This window comes from Pseudoalteromonas sp. SCSIO_11900, assembly GCF_000576475.1.
Taxonomy (GTDB): domain Bacteria; phylum Pseudomonadota; class Gammaproteobacteria; order Enterobacterales; family Alteromonadaceae; genus Pseudoalteromonas; species Pseudoalteromonas tetraodonis.
Map to the genome: position 1 here is coordinate 2,178,453 of NZ_KK070023.1, position 23,971 is coordinate 2,202,423.

Genomic DNA, 23,971 nt, shown 5'->3' on the forward strand with positions numbered 1-23,971 from the left:
GCAATTATGAAGGTTATTGCGATTTTCTAACCCGTAAATACCACTCAGATAGCAAGCGCACTTGTTTTTGCGTGTAGCCTTTTTCAACCATACGATTAACAAAGTCCTCATGCTTTTGCTGATCTTCAGCTGATGTTTTTGCATTAAATGAAATAACAGGGAGTAAGTCTTCCGTGTTTGAGAACATTTTTTTCTCAATAACCGTGCGTAGTTTTTCATAACTCGTCCACAGCGGATTTTTGCCATTGTTATGAGCGCGAGCACGCAGCACAAAGTTAACAATTTCATTTCTAAAATCTTTAGGGTTTGAAATACCTGCAGGCTTTTCTATTTTTTCAAGCTCAGCGTTGAGTGCATCACGGTCAAATAATTGCCCTGTATCAGGGTCGCGGTATTCTTGATCTTGAATCCAAAAATCAGCATAAATAACGTAGCGGTCAAAAATATTTTGGCCATATTCTGAATATGACTCTAAGTACGCGGTTTGTAGCTCTTTACCTATAAACTCAACATATTGTGGAATTAAATAGCCTTTTAAAAAGCTTAAATAACGTTCTTCAACCTCGGCACTAAATTGTTCACGCTCAATTTGCTGCTCAAGCACATAAAACAAATGCACAGGGTTGGCGGCCACTTCGGTGGTGTCAAAGTTGAATACTCGCGATAAAATCTTAAACGCAAAGCGGGTTGAAAGGCCGGTCATGCCCTCATCAACACCAGCGTAATCACGATACTCTTGATACGACTTCGCTTTTGGGTCGGTGTCTTTAAGGGTTTCACCATCGTAAACTCGCATTTTAGAGTAAATGCTTGAGTTTTCCGGCTCTTTTAAGCGCGAAAGAGTGGTAAATTGGGCTAAAATTTTAAGTGTACCTGGCGCACAGGGGGCGTTGTAAAGCTCACTGTGTTCAATCAGCTTATCGTAAATTTTAATTTCTTCGGTCACTCGTAAGCAATAAGGGACCTTAACAATATAAACACGGTCTAAAAAGGCTTCGTTGTTTTTATTGTTTTTAAAGGTTTGCCATTCTGATTCATTTGAGTGGGCGAGTATCATGCCGTTAAATGGCAGGGCGCTTATGCCTTCTGTGCCGTTATAGTTACCTTCTTGTGTGGCTGTTAGCAGTGGGTGTAACACTTTTATGGGGGCTTTAAACATTTCCACAAATTCCATTAAGCCTTGGTTGGCTAAACATAATGCGCCTGAATAGGCATAAGCATCAGGATCATTTTGTGCAAAGTGTTCAAGTTGGCGAATATCGACCTTACCGACAAGAGCAGAAATATCTTGATTGTTTTCATCTCCAGGCTCTGTTTTAGCAATCGCAACTTGATTTAAAATTGATGGGAAGCGTTTAACCACTCTAAATTGACTAATATCACCATTAAATTCTTGTAAACGTTTTGCGGCCCATGGCGACATTACCGTTTTGAGGTAACGAGACTTAATTCCATATTCTTTTTCGAGTAGGCTGGCATCTTCAACGGGATCAAATAATGACAGCGGATGGTCATTAACCGGGGAGCCCTTAATTGCATAAATAGGCACTTGTTGCATTAAATACTTTAACTTTTCAGCAATCGATGACTTACCGCCACCTACCGGACCAAGCAAGTAAAGCACTTGTTTACACTCTTCTAATCCTTGCGCGGCGTGTTTTAGATAAGAAACAATTTGCTCAATGGCGTCTTCCATACCATAAAAATCGGCAAATGCAGGGTAACGTGCAACAACACGGTTCGAAAATAAGCGACTTAAACGAGTATCGGTAGCGGTATCTACCATTTTAGGCTCGCCAATGGCCATCAGTAATCTTTCAGGAGCACTGGCATAAGCAGACTTATCGGTTTTACAAATTTCTAGAAACTCAGCAACACTGTACTCTTCTTCTTGTGTTGATTCATAACGTGCTTGGTAGTGATCAAAAATAGTCATAATGACCTCCGAAACCTACTTGGAAAATGTATTCACCATTTAAAGTCTAGTCACGAATTTAAATTTTTGTGCAATAAAATTAAAAATTTATATGAAAAATGATCATGATGCACTTTTAGAAAACAACCTACGTATAACCTTAATCAAATAAAGTAGCGGACATAAAAAAAGACGCCTAAGCGTCTTTTAAAGATTAGTTTAAAACTAATTATGCGAAGTTAGCGTTCGCGAATTCCCAGTTAACGAGTGACCAGAAACCTTTAAGGTAATCTGGACGCACGTTACGGTAATCAATGTAGTATGCGTGTTCCCATAAATCCACGGTTAGGATTGGTGTAACACCTGCATCTGTTAATGGTGTTGCAGCGTTAGATGTATTAACGATGTCTAGTGAACCATCTGCTAGTTTAACTAACCACGTCCAGCTTGAACCAAAGTTATTTACTGCTTTGTCGTTTAACGCGTCTTTAAATGCGTCAAATGAGCCCCATTTAGCGTTAATTGCATCAGCAATTGCACCTGTTGGAGCGCCACCGCCATTTGGAGATAGGCTGTTCCAGTAGAAAGTGTGGTTCCAGATTTGAGCAGCGTTGTTAAATACACCGCCTTCTGAAGAACATACGATCTCTTCAAGTGATTTACCTTCAAACTCAGTGCCTGGGATCAAACCGTTAAGTTTAGTCACATAAGTGTTGTGGTGTTTACCATGGTGAAACTCTAACGTTTCTTGTGAAATATGTGGCTCAAGTGCATCAATTGCATACGGTAGTGACGGTAGTTCAAATGCCATTTTTTATCTCCATCTTCTTTTGGTTGATAGTCTATTTAGTAATACGTAATGCCTGCGCAAACAGGGCACTTATCTATACCAAACAGGAATATAGTGTTACTATAATTGTTGAGTATTTTACTCAAGTTTTAGCAAACAGCAATGCTCTTGCTAAAGCTATTTAAGATTGAGGCTTTAATTGCCTATGTTAATCTATATATCTGAGGCCACAGTGAAACTTTTTCAAGGCCTAATGTGTTCGCTATCGTCATTTTGAGGTTGTAAATGGAAACCATCGATAAAATTAAACAGCAAATTGCTGAAAACCCAATCATCTTATACATGAAAGGATCACCAAAACTGCCTAATTGTGGTTTTTCTTCACAAGCATCACAAGCATTAATGTCGTGCGGTGAACCGTTTGCATATGTGGATATTTTACTTAATCCAGACATTCGTGCAGAGCTTCCTGCTTACGCTAACTGGCCTACCTTCCCGCAACTTTGGGTTGAAGGCGAGTTAATTGGTGGCTGTGACATTATCATTGAAATGTTTCAACGTGGTGAATTACAACCACTGATCACTGAAACAGCTGCAAAGCATAAACCTGCAGACGCTGAATAAGCGTTTAAGTAAAAAAAAGCTGCAATTTGCAGCTTTTTTTATGTCTATAAAGTATTTACTCATAGTTGCTTATACGATGACAGTACCGAATGAGTAGGCAGCTTTTCGCGGTTTTTACTTAGCTCACTAGGTCATAAACTTCAGAACGCGATTGTATCATTTCTAAATTGGATGAGTTTTCAGCCTTAAAGCTAAACAACTCTCAAGGTAAACTTACAAAAACACTGATCCCGCCGACGTCCCGATTGTGTAGGCTAATTTGCCCATGGTGGGCTTCAACAATTTCTCGACACAGTGCCAAACCTAATCCACTTCCTGCCACCTTGGTAGAACAAAAAGGGATAAGCGCACTAGCCATAACTGTTTCACTCATGCCTTTTCCTTTGTCGCTCACATTAATATGAGTGCCGAGACTATCTTGTGTTACTTTTAAACTAATATGCTCTGCTAGCGACTCTGATTCATGTGCATTATTCAACAGGTTAATGAGCAATTGTTCTATTTGGGTTTGATCGGCTTGTGTAGTGATGTCTTTTTGAAGGTCGAAATTAAATTGCCATTGGCTTTGTAATTGGTCGAGTAATGAATGCCAGTCAACCGTCGTTATTATAGGTGGTGGAAGTTTAGCAAACCCAACCATAGCCTTGAACGAACTCGTTTTTTAAGGTTTTGTGCACCTTGGTACAAGGTGAAATCAGCAAGTTGACCGTCTACAACTTGAATGTTTCGAGGGGCACGCCGAGCAAGTTCTGCATCATGGGTAACCATGACAATGGTTGCGCCATCACGATTTATTTGTTCAAGCAGCTCCATTATTTGACGAGCCATAAGGCTGTCGAGATTACCAGTTGGTTCATCGGCTAATAAAAATCGTAGCTCGCCTTCAAGACGAGCTAAAATAGTGTTGCTGCTTTAATTCGTTTGTGAACTTGGGGCTCTCAACCATGGCTATTACATCATTCAGTTTTACTGAGTCACCAGCATTTACCTTCAATGAAACAAAGCCTCGTTCAGGGCTGTAAACTTTTGGTGCTCTGGCGGCCACAATTTTACCGCTGGCTGCAGCATCGCGTATTAGCGATTGGCGCACCTCTGTGGCTATTTGTAGGCTTACTCTATCAACCGAGATAGTACCTTCTTGATCAGTATTTAATAATGCATATACACATAGAGCAACTAAGCCCACAATAAATATAAACAGCCATATGTTTTTTTAAAATTTATAGGTCGTGAGATTTGCATGTCTTGCCCGCTAGTGTCTTTAATCATTATTTGTTCTCTTTGCTTAGTGTTTTTCAAACACAGTAATCATTAGCGAGGCAATAAACAGAATAATTGGTGAAATTAAAAATAAGCCAATAGTAAACATTAAATGCCCTCAAAATTAATGTAGTTATGCGATACTCGAATAGCGCTCCATTTTTTATCTTTTTGAATTTAATTACTTTTTATTTTTATATGTCCGCGGACATAAAAAGTGTCCGCTGCGGGGTGAGATTACCTCAACGTAAAGCAAAGAAAGTTGATAATTAATGCATAGCATAAGACTAACGTGCAAATTCATTGAATAAACTATGTGCTAATAAAAGTCGATGTAATTAAATGTCATGTTTAGATGTATTACGAATAAAGCAAAAATGATTGAATGACATTCGGTGAATAGTTATTCACATTGTGGCTCGTTTACGTTTACGTAAACTGCTTATTGTGAGGAGGCTTTATTTACAAGTTATTAAAAATAACACCGGTGTCATTAAAGTTTTCGATCCAATATCTACTCAAATGTTAATATTTAGCATTGTTTTATGATTTTTAATGAAGTTGAAATATATTCAATATAATGAATATATATTCAGAAAGATATTGACTCAGTTTAGGAATAACGCTAATTTTGATCGTCTGTTAGCAAATCGTCGAGCCGTTCATCCACGTTAACAGTGCAGCAAGGGGAGGGGTCCATGTTATATGACTCAAAACTAGAAAAAGATAATTGTGGCTTTGGCTTAATAGCCCAAGTTAATAACAAAGCGAGTCACCGACTCATCCGTACGGCGATCACCGGTTTAGATCGCATGCAGCACCGCGGCGGTATATCTGCTGATGGTAAAACGGGTGATGGTTGTGGCTTGTTACTTCAAAAACCAGACAGCTTCTTTCGTGCTATTGCTGCTGAAAATAATTGGCATTTAGGTAAAAATTACGCCGTTGGGATGATTTTCCTCAATGCTGATCCGGTATTAGCACAAGCAGCTAAAGATGTTTTAAGCGAAGAACTAGAAAAAGAAACGCTTAATATTTTAGGTTGGCGTGTTGTCCCTACCGATCCATCAATGTTAGGACCTATAGCCCTAAAGCAATTGCCTGGGTTTGAACAAATTTTTATTAGTGCGCCTGAAGGCTGGCGTTCTAAAGATTTAGAGCGACGTTTATATGTTGCACGTCGTCGTGCAGAAAAGCGCTTGATGGATGATGAATCATTTTATATTGCGAGCTTATCTGGGCTAGTCACCATCTATAAAGGCTTAATGATGCCTGCTGACTTGCCAAATTTTTATCTCGATCTTGCTGATATTCGCATGACCAGTGCTATTTGTGTTTTTCATCAACGCTTCTCTACAAACACACAGCCTCGCTGGCCTTTAGCGCAACCATTTCGTTATTTAGCGCACAATGGTGAAATTAATACTATTGAAGGTAACCGTCAGTGGGCCCGTGCACGCTCTTATAAATTTGCTTCGCCGCTTATTCCTGATTTACAAAGCGCAGCGCCGTTTGTTAATGAAACAGGGTCTGACTCATCTAGCCTCGATAATATGCTAGAGCTGTTTTTAGCCGGTGGTATGGATTTATTCCGTGCGATGCGTATGCTGGTACCGCCAGCATGGCAAAAAAACCGTGCTATGGATGACGACCTTCGCGCATTCTATGATTTTAATTCTATGCATATGGAACCGTGGGATGGCCCTGCAGGGATTGTTATGTCGGATGGGCGTTTTGCTGCCTGTAACTTAGACCGTAATGGCCTGCGCCCTGCGCGCTATATCATTACTCAAGATGGCTTTATTACTTTAGCCTCTGAAGTTGGGATATGGGATTACACCGCTGACGAAGTGGTCGAAAAAGGACGTGTTGGCCCGGGCGAACTCCTCGTTATTGATACTAAATTAGGCAAAATTTGGCATTCAGATGAAATTGACCAAGATTTAAAATCACGCCACCCTTATAAGTCGTGGTTAGAAGAAAACGTTAAACGATTAACGCCTTTTGAAGCACTTACCGAGCAAGATGCGGGCAATCGCTCATTTGATGATGAAACCCTTGTCAAATACCAAAAGATGTTTGGCTATACTAACGAAGAGCTAGACAGCGTCATTCGTGTCATGGGTGAAAATGGGCAAGAAGCCACTGGCTCAATGGGTGACGATACGCCGTTTGCCGTACTGAGCGAAGGGCACCGTTCACTTTATGATTATTTCCGTCAAAAGTTTGCTCAGGTTACTAATCCGCCAATTGATCCGTTACGTGAAAACCATGTAATGTCGTTGGCAACGTGTATTGGCAGTGAGCAAAACGTATTTAATGAAACAACAGGGCACGCTAAACGCCTGCAATTTGATACGCCTATTTTAATGTACGCTGATATGCAGCAGCTACTTAACGCCGATGAAGCGCACTACAGCTATTGTAAGATTGATATTACTTATACCGTAGAAGAAGGCCTTGAGAATGCGGTAAAGCGCATCTGTGATGAAGCACAAGCAAAAGCCGCATCTGGCTGCATTATGCTGGTATTAACGGATCGTAACTTTGATGACAATCAATTACCTATTCCTGCTGCTATGGCGGTGGGTGCGGTACAAAAACGCTTGGTAGATAATAACTTACGCTGTGAGTCAAATATTATTATTGAAACTGGCAGCGTTCGCGATGCGCATCAATTTGCGGTACTACTTGGATTTGGTGCAACCGCAATTTACCCGTATTTAGCGTACGAGTCACTTGTGGCTATGAGCGATACCAAGGTAATTAATAAGTCATACAGTGAAGTTACACTGGCTTATCGTCAAGCAATTAATAAAGGCTTGTACAAAATCATGTCTAAAATGGGCATTAGTACCGTGGCTTCGTATCGTTGTTCAATGTTGTTTGAAGCGGTTGGTCTATCGGACGCTATTGTTGAGATGTGTTTTAAAGGCGTGGCGAGTCGTATTAAAGGGGCATGTTTTAGCGACTTTGATGACGATCAGCAAAGCTTGCATAAACTGGCGCTTAGTAAACGTAAATTATTAAGCCATGGTGGCTTGTTTAAATACGTTCACGGCGGCGAGTACCATGCTTACAATCCTGATGTGATTCAAACGTTACAAAAAGCAGTACGTAGCGGCGAGTACAGTGATTACAGCGAATACGCAAAGCTAGTTAATCACCGTCCAGTTGCGACTCTGCGCGATATGTTGACATTAAAGCTGCCAGAAAAGGGTATAAGCATTGATGAGGTAGAGCCTGCCACTGAGCTTTATAAACGGTTTGACTCAGCGGCCATGAGTATTGGTGCATTATCGCCAGAAGCGCATGAAGCACTCGCAATTGCCATGAATCGTTTAGGTGGCTGCTCAAATTCTGGTGAAGGTGGCGAAGATAAGCTGCGTTACGGTACAGAAAAAAATTCACGTATTAAACAAGTAGCCTCGGGTCGATTTGGTGTAACGCCCCATTATTTACGTAGCGCTGATGTTATTCAAATAAAAGTGGCACAAGGCGCTAAACCAGGGGAAGGCGGACAACTACCAGGTGAAAAAGTCACTCCCTATATTGCCAAGCTTCGTTACTCGGTACCGGGTGTGACACTTATTTCACCTCCGCCGCATCACGATATTTATTCTATCGAAGATTTAGCCCAGCTGATTTTTGACTTAAAACAAGTAAACCCGAATGCATTGATTTCTGTAAAACTGGTATCTGAACCGGGTGTTGGCACAATTGCAACCGGTGTAGCGAAAGCGTATGCCGACTTAATTACTATTTCAGGCTATGATGGTGGCACAGGTGCAAGTCCATTAACCTCGGTTAAATACGCTGGCAGCCCATGGGAGTTGGGACTTGCTGAAACACAGCAAGCCTTGGTAGAAAATGGCCTTCGCCATCGCATTCGCCTGCAAACAGATGGTGGTTTAAAAACGGGCCTTGATATCATCAAAGCGGCCATTTTAGGCGCCGAAAGTTTTGGTTTTGGCACAGGGCCTATGGTGGCATTAGGCTGTAAATACTTACGAATCTGTCACTTAAATAACTGTGCGACAGGTGTGGCAACACAAGACGAAACATTACGTCAAAAGCATTATCATGGCCTGCCAGAAATGGCGATGAACTACTTTAAGTTTATTGCTCAAGAAGCGCGCGAAATTATGGCAAGTTTAGGGGTTGCAAACCTAACCGATTTAATTGGTCGCTTAGACTTACTCGAAGCCATTGAAGGCAAAACAGCGAAGCAGCAAAAAATAGATTTATCAGCGGTTATCGCTCAGCCAAATAACCCAACAGGTGAAACTTTGTTTTGCAGTGCACCAAATAGCTCGCATTATTTAGGTGAGTTAAATGAGAGCTTACTAGGCAAGGCACAAGAGGCAATAGATAACTCAAGTGGCATTTCATTAGTAAGTCGTATTTGTAATACCGATAGATCGGTTGGCGCTATGCTCTCTGGTTATATTGCTGATAAACACGGTAATCAAGGCATGGCCGCAGATCCGGTAGTTATTGAATTACATGGTACAGCTGGTCAGTCATTCGGTGTATGGAATGCTGGTGGCCTTGAAATGACTTTGGTTGGCGATGCTAACGATTACGTTGGTAAAGGGATGGCGGGCGGTAAGCTAGTTATTCGCCCACCATTGGGTTCGTCATTTGAAAGTCATAAAGCAACAATTATTGGTAATACCTGTTTATATGGTGCAACCGGCGGTAAATTGTTTGCAGCAGGATGTGCAGGCGAGCGTTTTGCTGTACGTAACTCAGGCGTGCAAGCCGTTGTTGAGGGCGTAGGTGATAACGGTTGTGAATACATGACCGGTGGCGTTGTGTGTGTACTTGGTAATGTAGGAGTGAACTTTGGTGCAGGTATGACCGGTGGTTTCGCTTACATTTTAGATGAACGAGGTGATTTTGAGAAACGCATTAACCCAGAGTTGGTTGAAGTGGTTACTTTAGATGACTTAAGTTCACATCAAGAGCATTTACGCGGCTTAATTGCTGATCATTTAGAGCTAACAGGCTCATGCAGAGCAGAAACTATTTTAGCTAACTTTGAACTTTATTTACCGATGTTCAAATTAGTAAAACCTAAATCAAGTGACGTAAAAAGTTTACTCGGGCACCGCGCTCGCAGTAGCGCCGAACTACGTGTTCAGGCGCAATAAGGGGGCAGTATGAGCGAAAATGTATATCAATTTATAGACGTGCAGCGTGTAGACCCACGCAAAAAACCAATCTCGTCGCGTAAAAAATCGTTCGTAGAAATTTATGAACCCTTTTCAGAAAATCAGGTTAATTCACAAGCGGATCGTTGCCTTGATTGTGGTAACCCTTATTGTGAGTGGAAATGTCCAGTACATAATTATATTCCACAATGGTTAAAACTGATCCGTACAGGGCGTATTTTAGAGGCCGCTGAGCTATCGCACCGTACTAACAGTTTGCCAGAAGTGTGTGGACGAGTATGCCCGCAAGACCGCTTATGCGAAGGCTCATGTACATTAGATGAAGAGTTTGGTGCAGTAACAATCGGTAATATTGAAAAATACATCACCGACACCGCGTTTAAAATGGGCTGGAAACCAGACATGTCCTATGTGACATGGACTGATAAAAAAGTTGCCATTATTGGCGCAGGGCCTGCGGGCCTGGGCTGTGCAGATATCTTAGTGCGTAATGGCGTAAAGCCTGTGGTATTTGACCGTCATCCTGAAATTGGTGGGCTGTTAACCTTTGGTATTCCTTCTTTTAAATTAGAAAAAGAAGTCATGCAAAAACGTCGCGAAATATTTACCGAAATGGGTGTTGAATTCAAGCTTAATGTCGAAGTAGGTAAAGACATTAGCATGGATGAAATACTTAATGAGTATGACGCTGTATTTTTGGGCGTGGGGACTTATCAGAGTATGCGAGCGGGGCTTGAGAACGAAGATGCACCGGGAGTACATGATGCCCTGCCATTTTTAATTGGTAACACTAATCGTGTTATGGGTTACGATGAGTCTAAACAAGCTTGCATTGATATGGCAAACCAAAAAGTAGTGGTACTAGGTGGTGGTGATACAGCAATGGACTGTGTGCGTACCTCTATTCGTCATAACGCGTTAAAAGTAACGTGTGCTTATCGTCGTGATGAAGAGAACATGCCTGGTTCAAAACGCGAAGTAAAAAATGCCAAAGAAGAGGGCGTCATTTTTACTTATAACGTTCAGCCTAAAGGGATTGTACTTGATGACAAAGGTGCTGTAGCCGGTGTTAAAATGGTAAAAACTCAGCTTGGCGAGGCAGATGAAAACGGCCGCCGTCGCGCCGAGGAAGTACCGGGTTCAGAGCATATTATTGAAGCCACACAAGTGATTATGGCATTTGGTTTTAAGCCACATAAAATGGATTGGTTAGAGCAGTACGACGTAGAAATTAACCACTGGGGTGGTATTAATGCACCCGAGCAAGGTGAATTTACACATCAAACCACTAATCCTAAAATATTTGCTGGTGGCGATATTGTTCGTGGTTCAGACTTAGTGGTCACCGCTATATTTGAGGGGCGTAACGCTGCAGAAGGCATTATGGATTATTTAAAAGTGTAAATAATGCTTTTGTTAGAATGGAGTCAAAAGCAAACCTTCTGGTTTGCTTTTTTTATTTCCTCAGTTTTACAAACAAAGGTAAATATTTATGGTTCCATAGTCGGTGTTTAAGGTCTACAAAAAGGGACGTAGGTTTTGACCTAGCTATTTACAATTATAAGATTTTACAAATAAAAAAGCCCGCAATACATAGATTGTGGGCTTTTTTAAACGCGCTGTTAGTTAATCCATCGAGAAGTGATCTAGGCTCGGTTTCACTCTGGCTTGTCGGCGTTTCACACTTTTATAGCAAATAACGTTACAAACAAGCTGTAGGCCAATAACTAACCAACTTAGTGTTATTAAGCCACTAATAGCTGTGCTGCTAAAAACTAACATAACAGCAATAACAATATGTACAATTAATGCCACATTTAAAAAGCGATATAAGCTCTGCTTAAATTGTGTATGTTTAAACTTACTAAAAACAGCCAAAAGTATACTGACAATCAGTAGCAGCCAGTTAATTGCTAAGCCAAAATAAATGACCGTCGTTTGCATTAATGTATCCTCACCGTATCAAGGTAACGCACTGTAAAGCGATTCACTTTATCCGTGCGCTTTTATAAGCTCTTTTGCATTTGCTTTAGCTGTTTTGCTAATGTTATCACCACCCAGTAATCGAGCAATCTCATTTACTCGACCATCTTTATTCAATGCCAGCATATGCGTAAATGTTTCACCGTCTGCAATTTCTTTGGCAACAAAAAACTGCTGATGAGCGCTACTGGCCACTTGCGGTAAATGGGTCACACAAATTACTTGCGTAGACTTACCTAGTTGGCGCAGTAGTTTACCAACAGCAGCAGCTGTTGGGCCAGAAATACCAACATCCACTTCATCAAATATAAGCGTAGGGGTCGTGACTTTTTGCGCAATAATAACCTGAATAGCCAAACTAATGCGTGATAGCTCACCACCCGAGGCTACTTTTGCTAAAGGTTGCAATGGTTGCCCTGGGTTTGTTGATACTAAAAATGAAACATTATCAAAGCCTAAGCTATTTGGAGCGCGATCGTTTTGTGCAGTCAATGCTATTTCAAATACGCCATTTTCCATAGATAGATTAGCCATGCTTTCGCTGATCAATCCATTTAATGTATTCGCATATTGGTGGCGACTTGCACTTAATTGTTCACTGGCGTTTTGATAATCCTCAAGAGCATGTTCAATTTCACCTTCAAGTTGCTCAAGACGTGAGCTGTTATTACTTATCGACTCAAGCTCTTGTGCAATAGTTTGATGAAATTCAACGAGCTCTTGGGGTTTTATATGGTGTTTTCTGGCTAAGTCCATTGCACCACTGAGTCTGTTTTCTACCTCAGTTAATCGCTGAGGGTCCAAGTCGGCTTGTTCAGTGTAATTACGTACTTCTCGGCTTGCTTCTTCAACTTGGACAGCGGCTTCTGCTAATAATGTTGCCACACTGGCTAAGCTTTCATCATACTGTGCAAGTTCAGTAAATTGCTGGGCGCTGTGCTGTAAAAGGGAGCACGCATTTTGTTCATCACTTTCATATAAATGCTGCAACTCGTGCTGGCAGGCTTGCAATATAGTTTGGCTATTACTGAGTTTATAATGTTCGGCTTCTATTTGCTCAAACTCATCTGGCTGCAATGCAAATTCATCAAGCTCTGCAACTTGATACTCCAATAGCTGCTTTTGCGCGGCTTGTTGCTGCTGCTGTTGTTCTAGCTGTTTAAATTCTTTTTGTAAGTCAGCAAATTGTTTATAGCGCTGGCTTACAGCATTAACAAGATTATGATGGCCTGCATAAGCATCGAGTAGTTGTAGCTGGTGTTCTGCTTTTAATAGATGCTGGTGCGCATGTTGACCATGAATAGAAATTAAATATTGGCCTAGCTCTTTTAGTTGTGCAGCGGTAACAGGGCTGCCATTAATATAGCTTTTACTGCGACCATTTTTACAAACAACTCGACGAAGTAAACATTCGTTGTCGTCGTTATTAAGCATGTTCTCTTCTAAAAAGGCATGAGCGAGTGGTAAATTGCTTAAATCAAATTGTGCACTTACCTCTGCTTTATCAGTACCTGGGCGGACAGCAGACGCTTCTGCTCGCTCTCCAAGACACAATGATAATGCATCAATGGCTATCGATTTACCTGCTCCCGTTTCACCGGTGATAGCGGTCATACCCGAATGCCATTCTGTGCTTAAATTACTTACGATTGCAAAATTTTTAATTTCTAAACCAATTAACATACTGTTCATCCATTCAGTGAATTAACTGTTAATTTATACAGTGTTTTAGGTTTTTGCAAATTAAATTTCTATAATTTAAGCGAGTCTCGATTCATTAAGCGTTACTTTTTCATCATCAATAAGGGGTATTTCATCGCTAAGCTCAATATTATCAATTGGTTGCGCTATTTCTTCAGTTTTTAACTTTAAAATTAGCGTAGGAAGAACTTCTTGGTAAAAGTTTTTGTTATATAAAATACCTTGAGCTGGCAACTCTGCTATAAAATACTGAGTGGTGTCGGAAAAAGCTTGGCTGTTATTATTTTTATAGGTTTTTATTAGTTCTTCATTAAGTATATTAATAAGTAAATCGCATAGTGACTCTAGCTTATTTAAATTTTCATCGGTGTGTGGCTGTACCACAAAAAAATTACTGACGACTGCTTGAATTCGAGGAAGGTGTTTAGCACTAATGACTTTTGCATCAAGTAACTCGTTAAGTTTTATTTTTAAACGTGATTGAGTACTTGCAACGCGCTCGTTAAACAGCTTTTTCTTTGCTTCTATAGTCTTTTTACGATTACTTTCAATGAGTAAGTAACTGCCAAGTAAAGTAATTAACAATAATAAAGCAAGAAATACCACATAATTCATTACTACTTTTTCCTGACGATATTTAAAATTTCTAGTCCAATATTTTGCGCTAAAGTTGCACGTTTGGCAATAAAATTAGTATAACCGGCTACCCCAGTTTAACTTCTTACGAAGCACATTATAATAAGAGTAATTTTTTGGGTGAATTAATCGTAATTTTCTATCTGCTTTGCGAATAACGACCTCATCACCGGGTAATACGGCAAGTACAACATGGCTGTCGCAACTTACCTGTAAGCTATCGGTATTTTCTAAACTAAGCTTTAAACGTACTTCGTTATCGGCATCTACCACTAAAGGGCGGCTTGATAAAGTATGCGGGAACATAGGAACCAATGACATGGCGTTGAGTTCTGGGGTTAAAATAGGACCGCCGCCCGATAAAGAGTAGGCTGTTGACCCTGTTGGAGTGGATACAATCAAACCATCGGAACGTTGTGAAAATACAAAGTCATCGTTTATAAAGGCTTCAAACTCAATCATATGTGCTACTTTATCAGCATGGAGCACAGCTTCGTTTACGGCAGAATTAGCGCTTTTAAGTTCGTTATGTCGATACACTTCAACTTCTAATAGAAAACGTTTTTCTTCAATGTAATCGCCGCTGAGTACCTGCTCTAAACTGCCCTCAAACCCTTCTGGATTCAAATCAGTTAAAAAGCCTAAATTACCTCTATTTACACCAATTACGGCTATATCAAAGCGAGCAAGCACCCGTGCAGCACCCAGCATGTTGCCATCACCTCCAACCACAATCGCCAAGTCGGCACGCTCGCCTAAATCAACGAGCTTTACGAGTTTGTCGCTTGGTACATCGCTAAGTTGACTCCCTGTACGTTTTTCAACAATCACCTCAAAGCCTAAAGCTAATAAAAACGTATGTAATCGTTGTAAAGTAGCGGCAGCATTAGGGTGATTTTGCTTACCAATCAAGCCGATAGTATTAAAGGGAGAATCCATAATAAATACACTGAAAGTTCTAATATTTGTAGAGTAACCTAAAACAGAAGTGTTTGAAAACATGGATTTTAGTAATACCCAGCGGATTTAATTAATTCACTGTAAAATTTAGATTTATTGTATTTTTTTTACTTGAAATAATAATAGCTAGCCCCGATATAATAGTCATGTATAAAGATGTAGATAACATGAAACTAAATCCACGAGATCAGCAAATATTTGCCGCTGTTATGAGTATGTACTGTAACGGCGATGGTTTACCTGTGCCGTCAACAAAAATTGCAAAACAAAAAGGTATGGCGGTATGCTCTGCCACTGTGCGTAACGCGATGGCGCGCCTTGAAAAAATAGGCTTGTTGTATTCACCACACACATCGGCTGGTCGAGTGCCAACCAATGATGGGTTTGACTATTGGTTTGATGAGTTTTTTACTTTGGGTGCTATTGCTAATTATTGGCAGCCTGAACAGGCTGAGCTAGTCGAATTGGCCCATGGTTTGAGTCAACGTTACCAAGTGTGTTGTTGTGTGGGGCTACCGCAGGTTAGAACACAGCAGGTATTTAGAGTAGAAGTGCTCGACTTTGATGCAAACAACTGGCTTATCTTACTTTTAGACAGAGCAGGGCAAAGCCATAATATTTGCATTAACAAGCCTGATGATCCTAGTGACGGCCAGCGCTACGAGTTTGCCACTTGGCTTAACACTGTATTTAGTCAGCAAACGCTCATTGAAGGGCTATACAGAATGCAGGCCATGGCAAATACGGCACCGCGTAATTGTCATGACTCTTTAACTCAATGGACGCGTGAACTAAGCCAAAAATTAGGCTCAGATAACAGTATCGTGGTGGGCGAAAACTACCTTTATAAAAAAATAGATTGTGAGCAAAGTCTTAATATTGGTGTTTCATTTTTAAATTTTGTGGAAGATAAGCTTGCATTTAAAAATGGGGTCTCAATTCTCAGTGCTGAAAACTTACCTTTTAGCACCTGTGATGATCTCATTGTGATCACTGTGCCGTACTTTCAAAATCAGGAATATCAAAGTCGTTTTTGTGTTATTTGTCCGAAATCAGCGCAATTAGAGAAAATAATCCAAGAATTTAAACTATTAGAGCCATCGGGCTCTTGAATCTTTTTATTCAATCCCCATAATTACCGCAGTTGTAAAGAATTGGAGCGTATATTTTATGTCTGAGCAGACACAAAACCCAGAGCAAGAAGTAGAATTGAACGAAGAAGTGGCGCAAATGGAAGCCGACGTTGAGGCTGCAGTAGAAGCAGCAGAACAACACGCTGAGCAAGAGCAAAGCCCTGAAGCAGAAATTGCAATGCTATATGCTGAGTTAGAAGCGGCAAAACAAACTATTGCAGATCAGAAAGATAGCGTCGTTCGCGCTGCTGCTGACGTTGACAATATGCGTCGTCGTGCTGCACAAGATGTTGAGAAAGCGCACAAATTTGCACTTGAAAAATTTGCTAACGAATTACTTCCTGTTATAGACAACTTAGAGCGTGCTATTGAGTTCTCTGATAAAGAAAATGAAACGCTTAAGCCTTTGTTAGAAGGTATTGATATGACAGTAAAAAGCTTTAACGATGCAGTGGCTAAATTTGGCGTTGAAATTGTAAACCCACAAGGTGAGCAGTTTAACCCAGATTTTCATCAAGCAATGTCGATTCAGCCAAGTAATGATGTGACGCCTAATACTGTGTTAGCAGTAATGCAAAAAGGTTACACATTAAACGGTCGTTTATTACGTCCTGCAATGGTTATGGTATCTAAAGCAGCTGATGCTTAACTAAGTATACAATTAAAAAATGCCTCATTATGAGGCATTTTTTTTGTCTTTAAAATAATGAACTAACTGCACTAGAATAGTGAGTACAACTGCGCTGAACATTAAACTTGAAAATGGAACTGCGCTTTGTGCATGCATTACCGCTAATATAGGGCCTACTAATGCGCCACTACCAAAACGTAAGGTGCCAATAACCGCGGTTGCAGTCCCTGTATTTTGCTCAAATTTCATCAAAATCAACGAATCTGCGTTACTTGCTATTATACCTAGGCTCATCATCAACGGAGCAATAGCCGCAACAATAAAGTAAAGTGATAAGTTTAATACGCTAAAGCTAAGTAATGCTGCGCCAGAGATAAAGCCACACATTAAGCCATAATAAAGCATTTTGCGTGAGCCAATACGTGGCACTACGCGAGTATTTAAAAAATTACCAAACATCAACGCCATTACATTAAAAGCGAATAACAGGCCAAACAATCGTTCTGATACTTTAAATAGGTCGAGGTAAATAAAAGGGACGGACGTTAAAAAGCAAAAAAAGCCAAACGACACAAGCATCGAGCTTAAAATATCGGCGCGGGCGTGCGTATTACTTAAAACCACTTTATAACTTGAGAAGAATAATGCTAATCCTTTTCGCTCATTTTTAAATATTGGAATATCGATTAAGTAACGTTGCACAAAGAGTAAAATAACAAAGCTATAGCTCGCTAAAACAATAAAAATAGTCGACCATACCGAAAAGCCTAAAATAACCGAGCCGATAGAGGGGGCAAGTAAAGGCGCTATCATCATAATCATAGACACGTAAGACATACCTTTAGCAGTATTTTTTTGATATATATGCCTAATGATCCCTGGGACGACAACCGTAGCGGCCGCGCCTGTAAATGCCTGTACAGCTCTTAACCCCCAAAAAGCATGCACTTCAGTGGTAAATGCTAACGCCAGTGAACTTAAGCCAAATAAAATGAGACCTATCCGTGCCAGTTTACGCCTGCCAATTTGATCCGCTATAGGACCAAAAAACAACATGCCCAATGCATAACCCGCTAAGTATATACTCAACGATATTTGAACATTTGGCATGCTGGTATTGAGATCATTGGCAATCACCAGCATCGCCGGTAAATACATATCAATGGCTAAAGGCGTGATCGCGACAATACTGGCTAATAAAGGCAATAAAATACGGGTATTAAAAGAAGAAGCCGAAGCACTCATTTAAAAACTCAAAACAACGAATATAGGCCCAGCATTATAACAGGGCAGTAGCCTTGGATAAACTTAGTTTGCCTGCTAACTTAATTGTTTAATCGCAAAAAGCAAAGATTTTAAAATAACACCGCGTTTGGTATTCTATACTTAGTAACAAACTTTTTTAGGGTAACACAATGAAAAAATTGGTTTTGGTAGTTCTAGCCAGCGCAGTATTAGCAGGTTGTAAAACATCACCAACTGGGCGCACGCAAATTGCGCTTTACTCAGATCAGCAAATGACTCAAATGGGCACTGCCAGTTTTGCAGAGATGAAAAAAACGCAGCCGATAAATAAAGACCCAAAAGTAAATAGTTACGTCAATTGCATTGCTGAAAAAGTCGTGGCCGTGCTTCCTACAGAATATGCATCTCAAAATTGGGAAGTGGTGGTATTTGAAGATGAATCTGCAAACGCCTTTGCATTGCCTGGCGGTTATATTGGTGTACATACGGGGCTCTTAAAAATAGCCACAAATCAAGATCAGGTTGCCACTGTTTTAGGCCATGAAGTTGGACACGTGATTGCTGAGCATTCAAATGAACGGGTCTCACAAAGTTCTATTTTACAAACGGGAATGCAGCTGGGCAATGCGGCGCTTGAAATAGGTAACGTGCAATACCGTGATGAAATTATGCAAGGCCTTGGTTTAGGTGCTCAATATGGTGTGGTTTTACCCTTTAGTCGTTCACACGAGTCAGAGGCGGATACAATTGGTTTAGATCTTATGGCGCAAGCAGGGTTTAATCCCAAAGAGTCTGTGACGCTTTGGCAAAATATGAGCCAAGCGGGCAGTGGGGCTACGCCAGAGTTCTTATCAACTCACCCAGCACCGACCAGCCGTATTAGCAATTTGCAGTCACAAATGAGTAAAGCGCTTAGTGAGCAAAAAGCAGCTAAGGCAAAAGGTAAAAACCCGCAGTGTAAGTTGTAATTTAAATAGTCATTATACAATTAAAAAAGCCTGTAGATATAAACTGACAGGCTTTTCAATTATCATGTTACTAGAACCTAGAACCTAAAAAGTCCACTCTAAGTGAACTTGTGGTACTGATTCGCTAACATCAGTACCAAATTTATTGTGCCAGTATTGCCATTCCATACCTAACAGTAAGGTATTTTCTTTCATTTCTAGCGCATGTCCCATATCCCATACAATAATAGGTTGGGCTAAAAACCAAGCACGCACATCGTTACCAAACTCATCTTTTCGTTCAGCAATGTACTCTGCATGGCCTTTTACGTTAAACTTTTGCGAGCCAATCATGAACGGGTAATCAAAGGCTACATCAAACATCCAGCTGTTAGTTTCAATGGGGGCACCGCCTTTTGCAACGCCTTCGCTATCATCAATGTATGCACTGATAAGGGTTGAAAAGAAATTAAAACCAGGCACATCCCAGCTTAATTTTACGCCTGGTAAATATTTAACTACTTTAGCATCGCCAGCAGCATTAATACCCATGGTTAGACCAACATCAACGAGGGCCCCTGACGCTACTTTTTCGTCCATTACAGCAGATAAGCTAAGGGTAGAGTAACCTTCAAAATAAAAGTCTTGATCTTGAAAGCCATCATCGTTGCTGTCGGTACTGTAATCAATAAAGAAAAAGTTATCGCCATAATCATGCCCAGAAGCATGTTCAATTGAGTACACCGTGGTATTAGATTTTTGTTCAGTAAATGGGTTTTTGTGGTTGCCGTTGTTAATATGAAGCGCCGTATTGCTCCAATTAGCAGCGGTAGCTGTTGAACTTAAGGCACACACACTTAGTGCAACGAGAGGAAGTAAGTTTTTAATTTTCATAACCATATTTTATGTGACACGCTGAATATCACATTATAGCAAACACGGTTAATTTGTTAATTATTTATTGAGATAAACAGTGCATTAGCACGCAGCTAATACACTGTTTAAACAAGCTTTAAGCTTTATTACGACGTAAGCAAATCACCGCAATCGCGGTAAAAGCTAAAATAAAGCAGTAGTAAGATGAGGTTGAAACATCCCATGGGCTAATTTTAAATGTAGCACCGAGTAATAATGCTTGCGCGCCATAAGGCAAAGACCCTTGGGTTACACAAGCAAAAATATCTAATAAACTGGCAGAGCGTTTACCACTAATTTCGCCATCATCAGCCAGTTTTTTAGCAATAGGACCTGTCACAATAATAGACACAGTATTATTGGCAATACACATATTACTGGTGACAACTAACGCCGCGATCCCTAACTGATCAGCTACTTTACGGTGCCATTTGGCAATGACTTTAGTAATAGCTTGAATCTTTTGAGCGATGTAGTCGAGGCCGCCATTAATACGAATAAACTCAGAGAGGCCACCAATAAATATAGACAGTAAAAATATTTCCTGCATTTCACTAAAGCCTTTGTAAATATCTTTTACAAAGCTTGCACCTTCATAGCTGCCAGTAAAGCCCATTAATGCGGCAAACACAATACCGCTTAACAGCACGACAAACACATTAAAGCCCATTACCGCCAAGACTAAAATAAAGGCATACGGAAGTACTAATAAAATATCGTAGTCTTTGGTATTAACTACTTGTGCTGCAGGCGTTAAAAGTAATAGCAATGCAATAGTGAGTATGGCGGCCGGAACTGCAATTTTAAGGTTTTCTTTAAACTTATCTTTCATTTCACAGCCTTGCGTACGCGTAGCAGCAATCGTGGTGTCAGAAATTATTGATAAGTTATCACCAAACATAGCACCAGATACAATGGTACCGGCCATTAAAGCAGGATCAATCCCTGTTTTCATTGATACTGCATAAGCAATTGGGCCAATAGCACCGATAGTTCCCATTGACGTGCCCATCGCAGTAGAAATAACCGCCGCTATTAAAAACAAACCAGGCAGAAGTAATGAAGGGGGAATAAGTGAGAGACCAGCATTAACAACCGCGTCAACGCCACCGGTTGCACCTGCAACCGCAGAAAAAGCACCTGCTAATAAATAGATAAGACACATGGTAATAATATTGTTATTACCCACGCCTTTAATAAAGGTTTCTACACTTTGATTAATACTGGCTTTATTTAAAATAAAGGCTAAAACAATCGCAGGTAAAATAGCGACCGGTGCTGGGAGTTGATAAAATGCATAATCAACCCCTTGAGATTGCAAATATAAGCCTGAGCCTAAAAAAATAGCAACAAAGGTGAGTAGGGGGAGCAAAGAAAATCTTGCTTTATTTTTATCAAATGATGGCTGCATTGTATTCCTCATAACCAGTTAATATAACCACAGCCAAAACTCCTCTTTTAGCTGAATTTAGTAGATCACTCTTTAATTGAAAAGTAGATGACCACAGCGCCCGCAAGCCAAAGACCAAATCGACGCGAAAGAGAAGTTTAAATGTATAGATGGCTAAAGTAAACTGGTATTGTTATTATTATTTAATTAAGGGCTTACCTGACTATTGCACGACTTTTAGATAATATCTACCGGTGTGCGATTATATGCGGCTAATAATTGCTCAAAGCAAGTTTAGGTCGGCAAATTAGTCAGGGTACGCAACAACAGATCCAACTAAATCAGATTAAGGCAATAACAATGAATCGAATAGGTGTTTTTGGTGCTAACGGCAGAATGGGCTTAGCCCTATTAGAAGCCGCGACAATTAAAGAGCAAACACAACTTGGTGGTGCGTATGTTCGCAGCAGCTCATCGTTATTGGGTATTAATGTAAATCAAGTAAACAGTGCAGCCGACAAAGCCATTAGCTTTAGCGACGAGAGCAAGGTTGCTGATGTTGATGTGCTTATAGACTTTACTTTGCCTGAAGGCATGAGAAATCATTTAAAAACAGCCGTTGAGCAAAAAACACCTATGGTAATTGGCACCACCGGCTTAACTCATGACGATATGGCGCTATTAACGGATGCCGCTAAACATATTCCGATTGTATTTGCGCGTAATTATAGCGTGGGCGTAAATTTACTGCTTAACTTAGTGCAAACGGCAGCGACAAAACTAGGCGATGATTTAGATATAGAAATTTTTGAGGCACATCATCGTCATAAAATTGATGCGCCATCGGGCACTGCACTTGCCATTGGCGAGTCGATTGCTCAGGCAAAAGGGTGGGATCATGATGAGGTTGCCGTTTATGATCGCAACAATATAGAGCAGGCCAAATCACAAAATGAAATTGGTTATTCGGTGCTAAGAGGCGGTGATATAGTAGGTGAACACACGGCCTACTTCGCTACAATGGGCGAAAGACTTGAATTAACCCATAAAGCAAGTTCGCGAATGACCTTCGCGCTAGGTGCTATAAGAGCTGCGCAGTGGTTGAAAAATAAACCCGCAGGACTTTATGACATGCAAGATGTGCTAGATTTAAAGTAGTTAAGTTCCTTTTTTAACGCTTTGAGGTGGTTTTTTGCTATAACCACTTATTTATTGCAACTTACTAATTAGCGTTAGACCTAAAAGCCAACTTCATGTAGAATGCAGCCAATTTGCCAAAAATTACTAAATGCGTGTTTCCAATTATACTCATGTGGTTAGCAAAACCGGGGTTTGTGTGGGAATGAAAAGAGTTTTAGGCAAGAAAAATGAATGAAGGTTTAGTGGTTTACATCGGCATCATTTAAGACTGCGTAAAACAATTTAAGCTCACAGAAATCAGGTTTTGACCAATTATCTGAGTATTGGCGGGGTGTTAAGCAATTTGCTTACTCCCGTTTTTTACTGTTAGGAGGTTTAACTTGACTAAATCCGCTCTGTTAGTCCTAGAAGACGGCACAGTGTTTCGCGGTACTGCAATCGGCGCTGACGGCATGTCAGTCGGTGAAGTAGTATTCAATACGTCTATGACTGGTTATCAAGAAATTTTGACTGATCCATCGTACGCGGAACAAATCGTAACTTTGACGTACCCACATATCGGTAATACGGGTACCAACAGCGAAGACGAAGAAGCGAGTCATATTTGGGCTAAAGGCCTAGTGATCCGTGATTTGCCACTGCTAGCGAGTAATTTTCGTAACGAGCAATCGTTAGATGATTACTTAAAAGAACGTAATATTTTAGGTATTGCGGACATCGACACCAGAAAACTAACCCGTATTTTGCGTGATAAAGGCGCACAAAATGGCTGTATTGTTGCCGGTGACGAACTAGACGAGAAAAAAGCGCTTGAAGCTGCGCAAGCCTTCCCAGGCTTAAAAGGCATGGATTTAGCAAAAGTTGTCTCAACCAAGGAAAATTTCCAGTGGCGCGAATCAAGCTGGACATTAGGTGAAGGGTTTAAAACCTTACACGCTGATGATGAAAAGTTTCATGTTGTTGCCTACGACTTCGGTGTTAAACGTAATATTTTACGTATGCTTGTAGATCGTGGTTGTAAACTAACGGTTGTACCCGCACAAACCTCTGCCGCTGACGTACTAGCCTTAAACCCAGATGGTATTTTCTTATCAAATGGCCCTGGCGATCCTGAGCCATGTACTTATGCCATTGATGCAATTAAAACCTTTTTAGAAACCGACACGCCAATTTTTGGTATTTGTTTAGGGCATCAACTACTAGCGCTTGCCTCAGGTGCTAAAACAGTAAAAATGAAGTTTGGCCACCATGGTGGTAACCACCCAGTTAAAGATCTTGACCGTGATGTTGTAATGATCACCGCACAAAACCATGGTTTTGCTGCAGATGAAGCCACATTACCAGATAACTTACGTGCAACGCATAAATCGTTATTTGATGGCACATTGCAAGGTATTCATCGTACAGATAAACCAGCGTTTAGCTTCCAGGGTCACCCTGAAGCAAGCCCAGGCCCGCACGATGCAGCCCCATTATTTGACCACTTCATCGATTTGATGCAAGCGCGTAACCACTAATTTAACC

At 40.6% G+C, this 23,971-nt stretch carries 18 protein-coding genes and 2 pseudogenes; 8 read left to right on the forward strand and 12 right to left on the reverse strand.

What is annotated here, in order from left to right; genetic code table 11:
• Positions 1–13 precede the first annotated feature (13 nt).
• Both BG00_RS10145 and BG00_RS10150 read right to left on the reverse strand, forming a co-directional pair.
• Positions 14–1,936, reverse strand: coding sequence for a PrkA family serine protein kinase (locus BG00_RS10145; protein ID WP_013465180.1), 1,923 nt, complete (start codon positions 1,934–1,936; stop codon positions 14–16).
• A gap of 208 nt (positions 1,937–2,144) precedes the next feature.
• On the reverse strand, positions 2,145–2,726 hold the full coding sequence (locus tag BG00_RS10150) for a superoxide dismutase (protein WP_010388603.1): 582 nt from the start codon (positions 2,724–2,726) through the stop codon (positions 2,145–2,147).
• 264 nt (positions 2,727–2,990) lie between these two features.
• Here BG00_RS10150 and BG00_RS10155 point away from each other — a divergent pair, with 264 nt between their 5' ends.
• Positions 2,991–3,329, forward strand: a complete 339-nt coding sequence (locus tag BG00_RS10155) for a Grx4 family monothiol glutaredoxin (RefSeq protein WP_008113155.1) — start codon at positions 2,991–2,993, stop codon at positions 3,327–3,329.
• 202 nt (positions 3,330–3,531) lie between these two features.
• On the opposite strand, the pseudogene BG00_RS10160 reads toward BG00_RS10155, so the two are convergent.
• From BG00_RS10160 to BG00_RS17410, 3 genes and pseudogenes are all read right to left on the reverse strand, one after another.
• A pseudogene (locus tag BG00_RS10160) lies at positions 3,532–3,988 on the reverse strand (sensor histidine kinase); the annotation flags it as partial.
• A gap of 1 nt (position 3,989) precedes the next feature.
• Positions 3,990–4,229: pseudogene (locus tag BG00_RS17785) on the reverse strand (ABC transporter ATP-binding protein); the annotation flags it as partial.
• A complete protein-coding gene (locus BG00_RS17410) occupies positions 4,213–4,515 on the reverse strand; it encodes a hypothetical protein (protein ID WP_036982358.1) in 303 nt (100 codons plus the stop codon). The pseudogene BG00_RS17785 and the gene BG00_RS17410, both read right to left, overlap by 17 nt.
• 772 nt (positions 4,516–5,287) lie before the next feature.
• Here BG00_RS17410 and gltB point away from each other — a divergent pair.
• Both gltB and BG00_RS10180 read left to right on the forward strand, forming a co-directional pair.
• Positions 5,288–9,745 carry a glutamate synthase large subunit gene (gene gltB / locus BG00_RS10175; RefSeq protein ID WP_036982359.1) on the forward strand — a complete coding sequence of 1,486 codons (4,458 nt, stop codon included), beginning with the start codon at positions 5,288–5,290 and terminating at the stop codon, positions 9,743–9,745.
• A 9-nt stretch (positions 9,746–9,754) separates the two neighbouring features.
• Complete coding sequence (locus BG00_RS10180) at positions 9,755–11,170, forward strand: FAD-dependent oxidoreductase (protein WP_013465171.1); 1,416 nt, start codon at positions 9,755–9,757, stop codon at positions 11,168–11,170.
• Between the two features lie 222 nt (positions 11,171–11,392).
• On the opposite strand, the gene BG00_RS10185 is transcribed toward BG00_RS10180, so the two are convergent.
• The 4 genes from BG00_RS10185 to nadK all read right to left on the reverse strand — a co-directional run bounded on the left by BG00_RS10185 (position 11,393) and on the right by nadK (position 15,025).
• Positions 11,393–11,710 (reverse strand): hypothetical protein, encoded by a 318-nt coding sequence (locus BG00_RS10185; protein WP_013465170.1) that lies wholly within the window; start codon positions 11,708–11,710, stop codon positions 11,393–11,395.
• Between the two features lie 48 nt (positions 11,711–11,758).
• Entirely contained in the window at positions 11,759–13,432 is a 1,674-nt protein-coding gene (recN, locus tag BG00_RS10190) for a DNA repair protein RecN (protein ID WP_036982360.1), read from the reverse strand.
• 75 nt (positions 13,433–13,507) lie between these two features.
• Positions 13,508–14,065: a hypothetical protein gene (locus BG00_RS10195; RefSeq protein ID WP_036982362.1), complete on the reverse strand. Its 558-nt coding sequence runs from the start codon at positions 14,063–14,065 to the stop codon at positions 13,508–13,510.
• Between the two features lie 75 nt (positions 14,066–14,140).
• A complete protein-coding gene (nadK, locus tag BG00_RS10200) occupies positions 14,141–15,025 on the reverse strand; it encodes an NAD(+) kinase (RefSeq protein ID WP_036982364.1) in 885 nt (294 codons plus the stop codon).
• A gap of 167 nt (positions 15,026–15,192) precedes the next feature.
• Here nadK and BG00_RS10205 point away from each other — a divergent pair, with 167 nt between their 5' ends.
• Together BG00_RS10205 and grpE are read left to right on the forward strand one after the other, a co-directional pair.
• Positions 15,193–16,158: an HrcA family transcriptional regulator gene (locus tag BG00_RS10205; RefSeq protein ID WP_036982366.1), complete on the forward strand. Its 966-nt coding sequence runs from the start codon at positions 15,193–15,195 to the stop codon at positions 16,156–16,158.
• Positions 16,159–16,216: 58 nt separating this feature from the next.
• On the forward strand, positions 16,217–16,828 hold the full coding sequence (gene grpE, locus BG00_RS10210) for a nucleotide exchange factor GrpE (RefSeq protein WP_013465165.1): 612 nt from the start codon (positions 16,217–16,219) through the stop codon (positions 16,826–16,828).
• A gap of 27 nt (positions 16,829–16,855) precedes the next feature.
• Here grpE and BG00_RS10215 read toward each other — a convergent pair whose 3' ends face one another.
• Positions 16,856–18,055 (reverse strand): Bcr/CflA family efflux MFS transporter, encoded by a 1,200-nt coding sequence (locus tag BG00_RS10215; RefSeq protein WP_036982367.1) that lies wholly within the window; start codon positions 18,053–18,055, stop codon positions 16,856–16,858.
• A 170-nt stretch (positions 18,056–18,225) separates the two neighbouring features.
• Between BG00_RS10215 and BG00_RS10220 the strand changes: the two genes are divergently transcribed.
• A complete protein-coding gene (locus BG00_RS10220) occupies positions 18,226–19,023 on the forward strand; it encodes a M48 family metallopeptidase (RefSeq protein ID WP_036982369.1) in 798 nt (265 codons plus the stop codon).
• A gap of 84 nt (positions 19,024–19,107) precedes the next feature.
• Here BG00_RS10220 and BG00_RS10225 read toward each other — a convergent pair whose 3' ends face one another.
• Positions 19,108–19,896 (reverse strand): nucleoside-binding outer membrane protein, encoded by a 789-nt coding sequence (locus tag BG00_RS10225; protein WP_036983441.1) that lies wholly within the window; start codon positions 19,894–19,896, stop codon positions 19,108–19,110.
• A 118-nt stretch (positions 19,897–20,014) separates the two neighbouring features.
• The gene (locus BG00_RS10230) at positions 20,015–21,328 is read right to left on the reverse strand and encodes a Na+/H+ antiporter NhaC family protein (RefSeq protein ID WP_036982371.1); all 1,314 of its coding nucleotides are present in this window, start codon (positions 21,326–21,328) and stop codon (positions 20,015–20,017) included.
• Between the two features lie 339 nt (positions 21,329–21,667).
• On the opposite strand from BG00_RS10230, the gene dapB reads away from it, so the two are divergent.
• Positions 21,668–22,465 (forward strand): 4-hydroxy-tetrahydrodipicolinate reductase, encoded by a 798-nt coding sequence (gene dapB, locus BG00_RS10235; protein ID WP_036982374.1) that lies wholly within the window; start codon positions 21,668–21,670, stop codon positions 22,463–22,465.
• A 362-nt stretch (positions 22,466–22,827) separates the two neighbouring features.
• On the forward strand, positions 22,828–23,964 hold the full coding sequence (gene carA / locus BG00_RS10240; protein ID WP_036982376.1) for a glutamine-hydrolyzing carbamoyl-phosphate synthase small subunit: 1,137 nt from the start codon (positions 22,828–22,830) through the stop codon (positions 23,962–23,964).
• Positions 23,965–23,971 lie beyond the last annotated feature (7 nt).